Origin of the sequence: Planobispora rosea (assembly GCF_014648175.1) — a bacterium.
Classification (GTDB): Bacteria; Actinomycetota; Actinomycetes; order Streptosporangiales; family Streptosporangiaceae; genus Planobispora; species Planobispora rosea.
Map to the genome: position 1 here is coordinate 1 of NZ_BMQP01000025.1, position 12,904 is coordinate 12,904.

A 12,904-nucleotide genomic window follows, 5' to 3' on the forward strand; every position below is an offset into this window, starting at 1 on the left:
TGCTTCATGCACTGGCTTTTAACACACTGTTGAGTTCTCAAGAAACGGACGCGTACACCGTCCGAGCCGATCATTTCCTTGATCGTCCCGATCCGGGGCGTTTTGTTCGCTTCGTTGTGACTTTATTCTTTCAGATCCGCTTTTCCGTGTCAATTTGACCGGTTCGAGCTGATCTTTCGGGAATTCGGCCCACCTCGTCTCCGAGGCAACCCCTCTAATTTAGCCACGCATTCGATTCGTGTCGAATCGAACGAGGCGATCAGAGGGAGTCCCGAGCACGCGGTGTCACCACCGGCCTGCGTCGGGCCCAGAAAGGCTACGAACCCTCGCCGGGCTCGTCAAATCAGCCCGGCGACCTGGATCGAAAACCCTTTGCCACCAAGGCCGGCGGAGCGCACGCTTGATTGGTGACCATCCTTCAGGCCACCATGCTGACGAAGCGGTTCGGGCCGGTGACGGCCGTCGACGGCATCAGCCTCGACGTGGGCCCCGGAGAGATCATCGGGTTGCTCGGCCCCAACGGCGCCGGCAAGTCCACCACCCTGCACATGCTCCTGGGACTCATCACCCCCGATTCCGGAAGCATCCGTATGTTCGGCAAGGAACTGGGCAGGCACCGCGTCGAGGCTCTCAGCCGTATCAACTTCGCGGCGAGCTACGTCGACCTGCCGGGTGTGCTGCACGTCCGCGAGGTCCTGGATGTGTTCGCCCGCCTGTACGGCGTGCGTGACCCGAAGGCCCGCGTCGCGGAGCTCGTCGACCTCCTCGAACTCGGCCCGCTGCGCAGGCGACGGGTGATGGAGCTCTCCTCCGGTCAGCGCACCCGCGTCCAGCTCGCCAAGGCCCTCGTCAACGAGCCGAGCCTGCTCATCCTCGACGAGCCGACGGCGAACCTCGACCCGGACGCCGGTGACCGCATCCGCAACCTCCTGGTCCGGCTGGCCCGGGAGAACGGCCGCGCGATGCTGATCACCTCGCACAACATGCAGGAGGTGGAGCGGATGTGCGACCGCATCCACTTCATGTCCGCCGGGAGGATCGTGGCGAGCGGCAGCGCCGCCGAGCTCGCCGGCGTCTACGGCGCCGAGACCCTGGAAGAGGTCTTCCTCAAGGTGGCCCGATCGTGAAGGTGACCCGAGCATGACCATCACCCACCCTCCGCTGAGCCTCGCCGCCCGCGCGACCCGCGTCGGCGGCGTGGTCCGCCGCGACTTCGCCGCGCTGCGCCGCAGCCCGATCCGGATGTTCGAGATCGTCTTCTGGCCCACGGTCGAACTGCTCGTCTGGGGATTCGTGACACTGTTCCTGCAGTCGCAGCGGGTGCCGTTCGTCGCCGCCTTCCTGCTCGGCGCCGTACTGCTCTGGCAGGTGCTGCAGAAGGCCAGCAACGAGATCTCGATCGCGTTCCTGGAGGACATCTGGAGCAGGAATCTCCTGAACGTTCAGGTGAGCCCGCTCTCCACCGTCGAGTACGTGATCGGCCTCATCGTGTTCTCCTTCGGCAAGGTGGTCTTCGCCATAGCGGTCATGGCGGGCCTGGCCCTGGCCTTCTACGGGTTCGGCATCACCGTCTTCGGCGCGGGCCTGATCCCGTTCATGGTCCTGCTGCTGGTGATGGGCTGGTCCCTCGGCCTGGTCGGAATCTCGGCGGTGCTCCGTTTCGGGGAGAACGCCCAGGTGATCGCATGGTCCCTGGTCTTCATCGTGCAGCCGCTGGCCGGGATCTTCTATCCGGTCGACGTCCTGCCCGCCCCGCTCCAGGCCATCGCCTCGTTCCTCCCGGCCACCCATGTCTTCACCGGCATGCGGACCGTCCTGAACGGCGGCGCCGTACCGTGGGACAGTCTGGCCCTGGCCGCGGCGCTGGACGTCGTCTACCTGGCGGCGACGCTGGGGCTGTTCGTGTGGGCCCTCCGTTATGCCCGCGCCCGCGGAAAGCTGTCCCGCTTCGGCGAGTAGCGCGCCTAGCCGGAGAACCGCTTCGCGAGGTCCCGGACCCGTTCCACGGCCTCGGCCGCCTGTTCGCCGGTGATGGGCGCCCCGGGCATCCGGCTCAGGTGCTCCACCTGCTCGGCGAAGCGCAGGCACTCCCGGTGGGCGTGCTCCCGGCAGGCGAGGCAGGTGACGCTCTCCGGACGGGGCGAGGTCATCGCATAGGGCACCTGGAGCCCGCAACCGGTGGTGACGACGCTGGGCGCGTCGGGGGCGCGGCCCAGCATCGACGCGATCACATTGCGGTAGGCCGCACCGGCCTGCATCACCTTCTGCTCGACGTGGATGTGCGGATCGGTCTCGCTCATCTGCGTCCGTACCTCCATCCGGGTCGTCCCGGGACCAGGCTAGTGCGTTGACCGCCCGGGTTCACCGGGTGGCCGGGCCGCTCGCCGAAAACCCCGCCGGTCCGTCGGCCGGAACCTCGCGGGCCGGTCAGCTGAAACCCCGCGGACCGGTCAGCGGAGCCGTCGCGGAGGACATCGCCGCCACGATCACACCGACCAGGCTCTCCACGACCTCGGTACGGTCCACCTCGGGATGCTCCAGCCACCAGTCGCCGGTGGCCTGGACCATGCCGACGAAAGCGTGTCCGAGCACCTGGGCGCGGACCGGGTCGAGGCCGTCCGAGGCGGCCGCGATCACCTCGCCGAGTTCCTCGCCCAGGCTGCGGACGATCGCGGTCATCTGGGAATGGGTCCGGCTGTCCTCCGCTCCCGCCCGGTGGAACAGGAACCGGTAGAGGCTCAGGTTGGCCGCGATCATGTCGAGGTAGGCGGTGATCGTCGATCGGGCCCGGCCGCGCAGGTCGGTGCCGGTCTGTTCGAACTGCTGCCGCAGCAGGTCGACCACGGTACGGACGTGCCGGTTGGCCAGAGCCTGGTAGAGCCCGCTCTTGTCGCCGAAGTGCCGGTAGAGGATGGGCTTGGTGATCCCGGCCTCGGCGGCGATCGCCGCCATCGACGCCTCCGGGCCCTCGCGCCGGATCACCCGGTCCGCGGCGTCCAGGAGTGTCCTTCGGCGGTCTGGATCCCGTCCACTCACGATTCTCTTCCCCTCACCTCTCAGAAGAGATCAGAAGAGAACAGCATAGGCACCCGGGCGCTTTACGATCTCGCCGATGTTCCCGGTATCCGCGGCGGTCGTTCAAACAGGAGTTCAAGCGGGATGAAAGCGAAGTTCCGGTAATCTTGCCGGTCTCTCCAGGAGGTGGCAGGTGTCCGAAGCGGGTGCCGTGGCGGTGCCGGGCTACGAGGTGTCCGGCATCCTCGGGCAGGGCGGTTTCGGGATCGTCTACCGGGCCCGGCAGCTCGCCGTGGACCGCGAGGTGGCGCTCAAGATCGACAATCGGGTGCTCGTCTCGGAGCGCGACCGGCGCCGGTTCATGCGCGAGGTCACCTCTGCCGGGGCGCTCTCCGGTCATCCCCACGTCGCCCATGTCTACGACGCGGGGGTGTTGCCCGACGGCAGGCCGTACATGGTGCTGGAGCTCTGTCCGGGCGGGTCGCTGCTGGACCGGTTGCGCGCCGAGGGCCGGCTGGACCCGGCCGAGGTGGCCGACATCGGCATCCGCATCGCCGACGCGCTGGCGGCCGCCCACGCCGCCGGGGTGCTGCACCGCGACATCAAGCCCGCCAACATCCTGGTCAACCGCTACGGCAACGTGGTGCTGTCGGACTTCGGGCTGGCCACCATGCCGTCGGCGGGCGGGGAGGTGTCGGTGACCCGCGAGTCGCTCACCCCCGCCTACGCCCCGCCGGAGGCGTTCGAGCTGGCCGAACCCAGCGCCGCCGGGGACGTCTACTCCCTGGCCGCCACGCTCTACGCGCTGCTGTCGGGCCGCCCGCCGCGCTTCCCGGAGAGCGGCGTGGTCAACATCGCGGTCATCATGGCCCTGCACCGCCGTCCCGTCCCGGAGATCCCGGGCGTGCCGCCGGAGCTGACCGAGGTGCTCCGCCAGGCCATGGCCACCGATCCGGCCCGGCGCACGGCCTCGGTGGCGGCCCTGCGCGACGCCCTCACCGACCTGCGCCTGACGCGTCACGCCCCGGCGTCCCGGCCGCTCCCCCCGCGCCCGGCGGCTCACCCGTCCGGTCCCGCCCCATTCGGCCATGAGACGCCGTCCGGTTACGCGTCGTCCGGTTACGCGTCGTCCGGTCACGGGGCGCTGTCCGGCCCCGGCAGGCCGTTCGCCCCCGCTCCGTCCGGTTCCGCGGCGCCGTTCCCGGCCGGGCCCTCGCCGTACGGCATGCCGCCCGCGCACCCCGCTCCGCCCGTCGCGGGCAGGGAGGCGGCGCGCACGCACCTGACCTCCCCCGGCCTGCGCGGCCTGGCGAGCACCCAGGCGCCCGCGGCGGTCACGCCCTCCGGCGGGTCGAACGGCAGGGTGTTCGTCGCGGTGGCGGTGGCGTTCGTGATCCTGCTGCTGGCCGGGGCCGGACTCATGTACTTCGAGAACCGCGACCCCGGAACCGGCTCACCGTCCGTTCCCTCCGCCGAGGAACCGGCCGTGGCCGCGAAGCCCGGCACGACGGGCGGCGCGAACGCGTCCGGAGCCGAGGACGCCCCTCCCTCGAAGGTGGCGGAGATCGCGGGAGTCGACACGGTCACCGCGTCGTGCCCCGCCGCGAGGGTCTCCGGGGCGGGCGCCGCGTGTGTGGCCGAGGCCGAGTGCTGGAGCGGGCTGCTGGTCGTGTCGGGCGACGCGAGCGCCACGACGGTCGGTTGCGAGGAGGCCCACTACTGGGAGACCTACGCGATCGCCACGTTGCCGCAGGACGTCACCACCTACCGGCAGCAGGTCGTGAAGAAGCACCCGGTCATCAAGAAGGTGTGCTCGGCGCGGGTCATGCTCGCCTCCCGGTCCGGGGACGCGCGCAAGGTCGCGGCCGGGAAGTGGCGCTCGACGGTGCTGCCCCCGTCGAAGGAGCAGTTCGATCAGGGCGAGCGCACCTATCGCTGTCTCGGCGGGATCCTCGGCCCCGAGGCCAACGGCACTGTTTTCCGCCCTTACTAGGGTGAACCCGGCTGCTCCCCGGCATCGTGGAGGTGAAGAGGGTGCGTTCATCTCCTGTGAGACGCCCGAACAGCTCGTCTCCGCCCTGGAGCGCCCCCGGCGCATCCTGATCATGGTCGAGGCGGGCGCGCCGGCCGCGATCCGGCGGGGCGGCTGCATCATCCGGGCCGCGCGGCGTCCTCCGGCGGCGGTCCCGCCGTCCGGCAGGATGGCAGGGTGCGCATACGCCCCATATCCCCGTCGTCGCTGGCCGAGGAGATCGCCGACCGGATCGCCGAGAGACCCCAGGACGCCTGGACGCGGGTCGCCTTCGACGGTGCGCCCGCCGCGCGGCCGGACGAGCTCGCCGACGCGCTGGCCGAGCCGCTCCGGCTGCGCGGCCGCGCGGTCCTGCGCGTGTCCGCCCGGGACTTCCTGCGCCCGGCGTCGCTCCGGTTCGAGTACGGCAAGACCGACCCGGACGCCTTCTACGACGACTGGCTCGACACGGGAGGGCTGACCCGCGAGGTCCTGGCGCGGCTGGACCCCGGCGGCTCCGGCGAGGTCCTGCCCTCCCTGTGGGACACCAGGACGGACCGGGCCACCCGCGCGCCGTACGTCACCGTGCCGGCGGGCGGCGTGCTGCTGCTGGACGGGGCGCTGCTGCTGGGCCGGTGGCTCCCGTTCGACCTGACCGTGCACCTGCGGCTCTCCCCGGCCGCGCTGGCCCGCCGCACTCCGCCGGAGCTGCACTGGACCCTGCCCGCCTACGAGCGTTACGAGCACGAGGCCGAACCCTCGGAGACCGCCGACCTCGTCGTCCGGATGGACGACCCGAAGCACCCGGCGATCGTGATCCGATAGGCGTCAGCTCGGAGCCGGCGATGCCTCCCCCGGAGCGGGGATGTCGTAGACGTCGGACAGGCCGCACACCTCCGCCAGGCCGGCCGCCGCGGCCACGAGCCGGCGGGCGTGGGCGGCGGCCTCCGCGCTTCCCGCCTCGGCGCCCGTGTACGCCTCCGCCGCCGTGATGCCCCGCTGGATGTGCCGCAGCGTCGGCTCGACCGCGCCGGGAGCGGCGTCGAGCAGGAGGGTGAGCCAGCGGGAGACCGGGGCGCCGGGCTTCAGGCCGCGTTCGTCCGAGTGGTGCCGTGCGACCTCGCCGAGGAAGGCCCGCAGGTCCGTGTCGTCGCAGACCGACCCCGGTCCGGTGGCCGGAACCTGCGTTGGCGTCGGGGCGGGGGGCGGCAGCGCGGTGGGCGTGACCGGCGCCTCGGTCGGGGTCGGGGCGGGGGCCGGGGAGCCGGAACAGCTGCCCGCGGAGAGAGCGAGGGCGGCGAGCGCGATGACCCGGAATGTCACGTAGAGCTTTCGAGACGACACATAGAGTAGACGCAGTACGGCGCCGCCAGGTTGCCTCACCGGCACCGGAGCGGCGCGAACGCCTCACCCGTCCCCCGCCGCCCGACGCCCGCGCCCGTGACCCTCCGTACCGGCCCGGTCCTTCTTCCCGGGGAGTTTGCGCAGCGACCCGGCGTGCGCCCGCTCCTCCGGGTGCCGCCGTACCCGCCGGAGACTCGCGACGACGGTGACCAGCAGCACGAGGAGGATCACACCGAGCGACACGGGGGTGGGGATCTCCGGGATCGAGGAGGAGACGTCCTCGTGCAGGAAGACCAGGATGAGCTTGACGCCGATGAACCCGAGGATCACTGAGAGCCCGATCGACAGGTAGACCAGCCGTTCGAGCAGGCCCTCGATGAGGAAGTACAGGGCCCGCAGCCCGAGCAGCGCGAAGGCGTTGGCGGAGAAGACGAGCAGCGGGTGCTGGGTGATCCCGAAGATCGCCGGGATCGAGTCGAGGGCGAAGAGCAGGTCGGTGCTGCCGATGGCGACGAAGACGAGGAACAGGGGCGTGATCACGCGCCTGCCGTTCTCCGCGGCGACCAGCTTCCCGCCGTGGAAGTCGTCGCTGACCGGGAAGATCCGGCCGACCCATCGGATCAGCGGGTTGTCGCCGACGTCCGGGTCGTCGTTCCGGTGACGGGCCAGCTGCACCGCGGTCCAGAGCAGGAGCAGACCGAAGAGCAGGAACGTCGGCGAGAACACGGTGATGGCCGTGGCGCCCACGGTGATGAGCACCGCCCGCATCACGAGCGCGGCCGCGATGCCGAACAGCAGCGCCTTCTGCTGGTACTCGTCGGGCACCGCGAACTGGCTCATGATGATGACGAAGACGAAGAGGTTGTCCACCGACAGGCTCTTCTCCACCAGCCATCCGGCGAAGTACTCGGTCGCGATGTCCGCGCCCGCCAGCGGCCACAGCACGAGCCCGAAGACGATCGCCACCGCGATGTAGAACACCGACCAGAGCGCCGCCTCCCGCAGGCCCACGGCGTGCGGGCGTCGGGAGGCGACCACGAAGTCGAGGACCAGCAGGGCCACCACGATCCCCACGACGACGGCCCAGGCCCCCAGCGAATCGATGATCACCTTTTGCTCCACCCTGACGTGCGGCTGCGACGCGGCATGATCACCTGCGTATACCCGGCGGGCACCCTCTTATCCGGCTGCGAGAGCAATATCCGCCTGGTGCACGACCGCGGCCGGAACTACCCTCGGGACGACGGGGACGACATCTCTGGAGCCGCCATGCGCTACCCCGACTGGGGCGAACGGTCACCCCGCTGGGCCGGAATCCGCAGTGAGACGCTCGACCTGCGGGGCACACCCGTCCATCTGCTCAGAAAGCCCGCCGCCCCCGGCGCGCCGCCCGGCGCCCCGGTCCACCTCCTCATCCACCCGATGGCCGGCAGCGGGACCGCGTGGCTGGACACCGTCGGACCGCTCAGCGCGTACGGCACGGTGATCGCCCCCGACCTGCCGGGCACCCTGTTCGGCCACACCGGATCCCCGCGCCGCAACGCCGCCCGCGCCGAGGTGAACGCCCGTTTCCTGCGCGCCTTCACCTCCGAGCTGGGCCTGGAGCGCGTCGTGCTGCACGGCTGGTCGATGGGCGGCCTGGTGGCGCTGCTCTTCACCGACCTCGCGCCCCGGCGCGTCGAACGCCTCGTCCTGGCCGCCCCGACCCTGCCCGGTCCCATGACCGCGGCGGAGCGGGCGTGGTGGCAGACGCTCGGACGGCTCGCGCTGCTCGCCGGCCCGCCGATCGTCCGCGGCCTGCTGAGCGTGCTGGGCCCGAAAGCGCTGGCCGTGAAGCTCGACGCCCTCGCGAACCCGGAGGCATGGGTCGCCCGCGGACGCGACAGCACCGGGGGCGACATCCTCCGCCTGTCCCCGGAGATGACGGCGCTGCTGACCGACCAGCTCAAGGAAGCCCGGTCCCGGCCGCGGCGGCTGAGCGGCGCCGTGACGGCCTTCGCCTCCGCGTCCTCGACGATGTTCGTGAACCGCCGTCCCGTCGAGACGGCGATCGGCCGGATCTCCCCGCCCACGCTCCTGGCCTGGGGAGACCGGGATCCGGTGATCTCCCGTGTCGTGATCGACCACCTGATGACGCAGCGGCCCGACTGGGACCTGCACGTGTTCGAGGGGGCCGGGCACGTGATACCGGCGGCGATCCCGGACGCCTACGCCGAGGCGGTCGCCGCGTGGCTCACGAAACACCGCACGGTCGGCTCGCGTGGTTGACCCACACGGTCGACTCGCGCGGTCGACTCGTCGCCGGACAGGACCCATTCGGGAGGGGCTTTCCCGAGAAAGACCCTCCCAGCGAGGAGCCCGCGCAAGAGGCGGGTCACAACGGAATGAACGGTGATCGAGCCGGTTCAGCGGACCCGGTCGTAGACCAGGGCGATCTCGCCCAGCTCACCGGTCTCCTGGTGGGTGAGCTTCCACTTCGAAGCCGGCAGGCCGTCGTCGAACAGCCGCTGGCCGCCCCCGGCGATCTCGGGGAAGATCATGAGATAGAGCCGGTCGAGCAGGTCCGCCGACAGGAGCGGCTTGATGAGGCTCGCACTGCTGTTGACCAGGATGTCGCCCTCGCCGGTGGTCTTGAGTTCGGCGACGACGTCCGCGACGGGGGCGTTCACCACGCGGGTGCGCTCCCACGGCGCCTCGGTCAAGGTGGTTGAGAAGACCACCTTTTCCGCGCCGACCAGCCACTTCGCATATCCGCGGTCACGCGGGTCGGCGTTGCCGTCTTCGGCGACCGACGGCCAGTACCCCATGAACCCCTCGGCGTTGATCCGGCCCAGCAGCGCCGTCGTCGCGCTCTCCCAGATGCGGGTCATGTGCTCCCGTGCCACCTCGCTGGTTACATACGGGGCGAATGCACTGAAATCACCCGGCCCGCCGGGACCGTTGTAACGCCCGTCGAGGGTGAGGCTCAGGTTCGCGGTCACCTTGCGGCCGGTCAAGTCGATCACTTGGCACTCCTTGTGTCGGTGTTGTGCGGGTCGATGTTGTGCGGGTCGGTGAAGGTCGCGGCGAGCTTGTCGAGGCTCTGGCCGAAGCCGATCTCGATGCCCGCGATGAAGTCCGCGGAGTCAACGGTGCTGCCGGTGATCCGCCAGCGGACGTCGAGGTCGGTGCCGACGCCGGTGGGCCGGAGGTCGATGTCGACGTGGGCGGTGAAGGCGAGGGCGCCGTCGGGAAGCAGCGGGGAGAGCCGGTAGGCGAGGCGCCTGCCGGGAAGCGCCTCGTCGACGACCCCCTCCGCGCGCCCGGCGACCGGATCGGAGCCGTCGGCGTCGTCGGCGTCGCGGTACTCGTGGACGATCCGCCCGCCGGGCCGCGCCTCGAAGACGAGCTCGGAGACACGCAGGTCGTCGGGCGTCCACCAGCGGGTGAGCAGAGAGGCCTCGGTCAGGTGGCGCCAGACCAGCTCGGGGCGCGCCGTCAGCGCCCGGTGGAATCCGAACGAGCGGCCGTCGGCCCAGCCCGGTTCCCCGGCGGCGAGCCGCTCCGCGTGGAGGCTGAGCCCGTAGCGCTCATAGGTCTCGTACGGGCCGCCGCCCTGGTCCGCGGTGTCGGCGAGCCGGGTGAGCGCGGCCGCCAGCTCCCGCAGGGTATCGGGCCGCAGCGCGTAGACGCGGCGCTGACCGGTGCGCCGGGAGATGACGACACCGGCGCGCTCCAGGGTCTGCAGGTGCTTGGTCGTCTGCGGCTGACGCGCCCCGGCGAGCTGGGCGAGGACGCCGACCGAGCGGGGCCGTTCGGCCAGCAGGTTCACGAGCCGCCAGCGGGCCTGGTCGGCCAGCGCGGCGAGGAGTTCGTCCACGAAGGGAAGTATTCGCCATGGAGAATATTCGTGTCAAGTAATATGTAGGGCGGGCAGGAGCCGGCGGTGGCAGACACCGCCGGGCAACCGCCGTTCGAGCCGCAGGGGCCGGGGAGTCGTTGCCGTCACCCGGCACGCCGCCGGCCCTCGCGCCCCCGGTCGGCGCGGGCCTCCGCCGGGTCGTTGCCGGCGCTCGTCCGGGGCAGCCATCGGAAGGCGAGAACCCCCAGCCCCAGATGGAGCAGGCTCGCCACCACGGCGACGAGGTGCAGGCCCGCGACGAAGGCCGCCCTCGCCTCGGCGGCGACCGCGGGTGCGAGAGCCGGAAGCTGGAGGGTCTCCTCCAGGGTGGAGGCCGCATCCGGCCCCTGGAGCCGGAACACCAGGACAGCGAGCGAACCCAGGAGCGCGATGCCGAGGGCGTTGCCGATCTCGTTACTGGTCTCGGCGACCGCGCCCGCCGCGCCGGCCCGGTCCACCGGGACCGCGCCCACGGCGGTGTCGGCGACGACGCTGAAGCAGATGCCGTACCCGATGCCCGCGACGACCGTGGAGGCGACGTACCAGCCGGCCCCGGCGGTCTCGGAGAGCGGGAAGAGCAGCAGCAGCCCACCGGCGATGGACAGGTGGCAGACGACGAGGGCCGCCCGCTTCCCGGCGCGGTCGACCACGAAGGGCGTGACGACGCAGGTGACGGTGAGCACGGCGGCGCCGGGCAGCGCGAGCAGCGCCGCGTCCAGCACCGGCAGGCCGAGGACGGACTGCAGGTAGACGCCCGCCAGGTAGGCCGTCGCCGACCATGCCGCCAGAGGCAGCAACCCGGTGATGATCGAGACCGTGAAGACCCGGTCGCGGAAGAGTGAGAGGTCGATCAGCGGATGCGGCAGGTTCCGCTGCCTGAGGACGAACCATGCCAGCACGGCGAGTCCCGCGACTCCCAGCAGGACCGGGACCGGCTGCGGCCCTTCGGCGGCGGTGTGCTTGAGCGCGTAGACCGTGAGCAGCAACCCGGCCGCCGAACTCGCGACGCTCCGCGCGTCGATCTTGCCCGCGCGGGCCGCGCGCACCTCCCGGAGGAGGAAAGGCGCGAGGAACAGGAACAGGCCGACGACAGGCAGATTGATCAGGAAGACCGTCCCCCACCAGAACCGTTCCAGCAGGACCCCGCCGATCACCGGCCCGATCGCGAACCCCGCCGCGAACACGGCGGCGAAGACGCCGATGGCCTGAGCCCGCCGCCGCGGCTCGGTGAACAACTCGCCGAGTACCGCCAGTGCCGACGGCAGCAGGGTCGCGCCCGCCACTCCCATCAGCGCGCGGGCGGCGATCAGCAGCTCGGGGCTCGGGGCGAACGCCGCCGCCGCCGAACCGGCTCCGAACACCGCCGCGCCGATCATCAGCAGCCGCAGTCTGCCGTACCGGTCACCGACGTTGCCGAAAGTGATCAGCAGCGAGCCGACGGCGAAGCCGTAGGCGTCGAGGATCCACAGGGCCTGGTCGGCGGTCGGCGTGAGCGCCTGGCTGATCCGCGGCATCGCCAGGAACAGGATCGATCCGTCCATGGAGACCAGCAGGACGGGTCCCAGGACCACCATCAGGCCGAGCCAGGCGCGCAGACCCGGCGGCCGGTGCGTGAGCCGTCGAGACGCCTGGTCTGTCAGTTGTCGAGACGTCTGGTGTGTGAGTTCTCGAGACATGGTGCCGACCCTCTGCCGGGACGGGCCCGCCAGCCATCCCCCTGCCGTGGGTGCACCCGGCAGGTACACCCACCCGCGTACGGCGCGGCCTACGCTCGAAGCCGTGGAAGGACTTGGAGCATTTCTGAAGAGCCGCCGCGATCGAGTCACACCCGAGCAGGTCGGGCTGCGGACCTTCGGGACCGCACGCCGGGTTCCCGGCCTGCGCCGCGAGGAGCTCGCCCATCTGGCGGGGGTGAGCGCCGGGTACTACACCCGGCTGGAGCAGGGCCAGGCGGGCACCGCCTCCGCGCAGGTGCTCGACGCCCTGGCCCGGGTGCTGCAGCTGGACCGGGTCGAGACCGCCCACCTGCACAACCTCGCCGGGCAACCGGCCGTCCCGCGCCTGTCCGCACCGCCTGCGGAGGAACCGCACCCACGAGTCCTCGTGCTCCTGGCGGCTCTGGGTGAGTCGATCCCGGCGCTGGTCCTCGGCCGCCGTGGAGACGTGCTGGCGTGGAACCGTACCGGCCATGCGCTGTTCGCCGAGCACCTTCCCTTCGACGCGCCGTCCCGGCCGCACGGCCGCCCGTCCGTGCCGCGGATGTTCTTCCTCGATCCGTTCACCCGCGACCTGCACCGCAACTGGGAGGAACTGGCCCGCATCCATGTCGCCTACCTCCGGCTCACCGCGGGCCGGTTCCCGACCGACGCGCGCTTGGCGGAACTCATCGGCGAACTCACGATGCGCAGCGACGAGTTCGCGACGATGTGGGCCGGCGGAGAGGTCTCCGACTGCACTGTCGGGACGATGCACCTGCGGCATCCCACGGTCGGCGCCCTGAGCGTGAACTACCAGGTCTGGCTGCAGCCCGACAGCCCCGACCATCGGCTGGAGGTGTACACCCCGGACGGTCCGGGCTCGGCCGACGCGCTGCGCATCCTCACGCAGGCCGGGCCGGATCACCCGCTCTGAGACTCCGGTTCGCTTCGGTTCAC

13 protein-coding genes are annotated in these 12,904 nt (G+C 71.2%); 6 read left to right on the forward strand and 7 right to left on the reverse strand.

Annotation, left to right across the window (positions count from 1 at the left end; genetic code table 11):
* Positions 1-407: 407 nt before the first annotated feature.
* Positions 408-1,127: an ABC transporter ATP-binding protein gene (locus IEZ08_RS23525; RefSeq protein ID WP_203863465.1), complete on the forward strand. Its 720-nt coding sequence runs from the start codon at positions 408-410 to the stop codon at positions 1,125-1,127.
* Between the two features lie 13 nt (positions 1,128-1,140).
* Positions 1,141-1,959, forward strand: a complete 819-nt coding sequence (locus IEZ08_RS23530) for an ABC transporter permease (protein ID WP_068923446.1) — start codon at positions 1,141-1,143, stop codon at positions 1,957-1,959.
* Positions 1,960-1,964: 5 nt separating this feature from the next.
* Here IEZ08_RS23530 and IEZ08_RS23535 read toward each other — a convergent pair whose 3' ends face one another.
* Positions 1,965-2,300, reverse strand: a complete 336-nt coding sequence (locus tag IEZ08_RS23535; protein WP_068928781.1) for a hypothetical protein — start codon at positions 2,298-2,300, stop codon at positions 1,965-1,967.
* 127 nt (positions 2,301-2,427) lie between these two features.
* The gene (locus tag IEZ08_RS23540) at positions 2,428-3,036 is read right to left on the reverse strand and encodes a TetR family transcriptional regulator (protein ID WP_068923445.1); all 609 of its coding nucleotides are present in this window, start codon (positions 3,034-3,036) and stop codon (positions 2,428-2,430) included.
* Positions 3,037-3,208: 172 nt separating this feature from the next.
* Here IEZ08_RS23540 and IEZ08_RS23545 point away from each other — a divergent pair, with 172 nt between their 5' ends.
* Both IEZ08_RS23545 and IEZ08_RS23550 read left to right on the forward strand, forming a co-directional pair.
* Positions 3,209-5,008 (forward strand): serine/threonine-protein kinase, encoded by a 1,800-nt coding sequence (locus tag IEZ08_RS23545; protein WP_068923444.1) that lies wholly within the window; start codon positions 3,209-3,211, stop codon positions 5,006-5,008.
* Positions 5,009-5,224: 216 nt separating this feature from the next.
* Positions 5,225-5,851, forward strand: a complete 627-nt coding sequence (locus IEZ08_RS23550; RefSeq protein WP_068923443.1) for a nucleoside/nucleotide kinase family protein — start codon at positions 5,225-5,227, stop codon at positions 5,849-5,851.
* Between the two features lie 3 nt (positions 5,852-5,854).
* Here IEZ08_RS23550 and IEZ08_RS23555 read toward each other — a convergent pair whose 3' ends face one another.
* Positions 5,855-6,349 (reverse strand): hypothetical protein, encoded by a 495-nt coding sequence (locus IEZ08_RS23555; RefSeq protein WP_068923442.1) that lies wholly within the window; start codon positions 6,347-6,349, stop codon positions 5,855-5,857.
* Positions 6,350-6,433: 84 nt separating this feature from the next.
* Positions 6,434-7,480 carry a TerC/Alx family metal homeostasis membrane protein gene (locus tag IEZ08_RS23560; protein ID WP_229803444.1) on the reverse strand — a complete coding sequence of 349 codons (1,047 nt, stop codon included), beginning with the start codon at positions 7,478-7,480 and terminating at the stop codon, positions 6,434-6,436.
* A gap of 3 nt (positions 7,481-7,483) precedes the next feature.
* On the opposite strand from IEZ08_RS23560, the gene IEZ08_RS23565 reads away from it, so the two are divergent.
* Positions 7,484-8,638 carry an alpha/beta hydrolase gene (locus IEZ08_RS23565; RefSeq protein ID WP_189242905.1) on the forward strand — a complete coding sequence of 385 codons (1,155 nt, stop codon included), beginning with the start codon at positions 7,484-7,486 and terminating at the stop codon, positions 8,636-8,638.
* Positions 8,639-8,775: 137 nt separating this feature from the next.
* Here the strand turns inward: IEZ08_RS23565 and IEZ08_RS23570 are convergent, their stop codons facing one another.
* The 3 genes from IEZ08_RS23570 to IEZ08_RS23580 all read right to left on the reverse strand — a co-directional run bounded on the left by IEZ08_RS23570 (position 8,776) and on the right by IEZ08_RS23580 (position 11,824).
* Positions 8,776-9,375 (reverse strand): dihydrofolate reductase family protein, encoded by a 600-nt coding sequence (locus IEZ08_RS23570; RefSeq protein ID WP_068923440.1) that lies wholly within the window; start codon positions 9,373-9,375, stop codon positions 8,776-8,778.
* Positions 9,372-10,229: a metalloregulator ArsR/SmtB family transcription factor gene (locus tag IEZ08_RS23575; protein WP_189242906.1), complete on the reverse strand. Its 858-nt coding sequence runs from the start codon at positions 10,227-10,229 to the stop codon at positions 9,372-9,374. The genes IEZ08_RS23570 and IEZ08_RS23575 overlap by 4 nt, the downstream gene beginning before the upstream one ends.
* Before the next feature lie 125 nt (positions 10,230-10,354).
* A complete protein-coding gene (locus IEZ08_RS23580) occupies positions 10,355-11,824 on the reverse strand; it encodes an MFS transporter (RefSeq protein ID WP_189242907.1) in 1,470 nt (489 codons plus the stop codon).
* 205 nt (positions 11,825-12,029) lie between these two features.
* On the opposite strand from IEZ08_RS23580, the gene IEZ08_RS23585 reads away from it, so the two are divergent.
* Positions 12,030-12,881 (forward strand): helix-turn-helix transcriptional regulator, encoded by an 852-nt coding sequence (locus IEZ08_RS23585; protein WP_068923437.1) that lies wholly within the window; start codon positions 12,030-12,032, stop codon positions 12,879-12,881.
* The last annotated feature ends 23 nt before the right edge of the window (positions 12,882-12,904 follow it).

Excerpts from the sequence above, each read along its gene's own strand:
- IEZ08_RS23530 (WP_068923446.1), top strand. The coding sequence starts at position 1,141 with ATGACCATCACCCACCCTCCGCTGAGCCTCGCCGCCCGCGCGACCCGC.
- IEZ08_RS23535 (WP_068928781.1), bottom strand. The coding sequence starts at position 2,300 with ATGAGCGAGACCGATCCGCACATCCACGTCGAGCAGAAGGTGATGCAG.
- IEZ08_RS23580 (WP_189242907.1), bottom strand. The coding sequence starts at position 11,824 with ATGGTGGTCCTGGGACCCGTCCTGCTGGTCTCCATGGACGGATCGATC.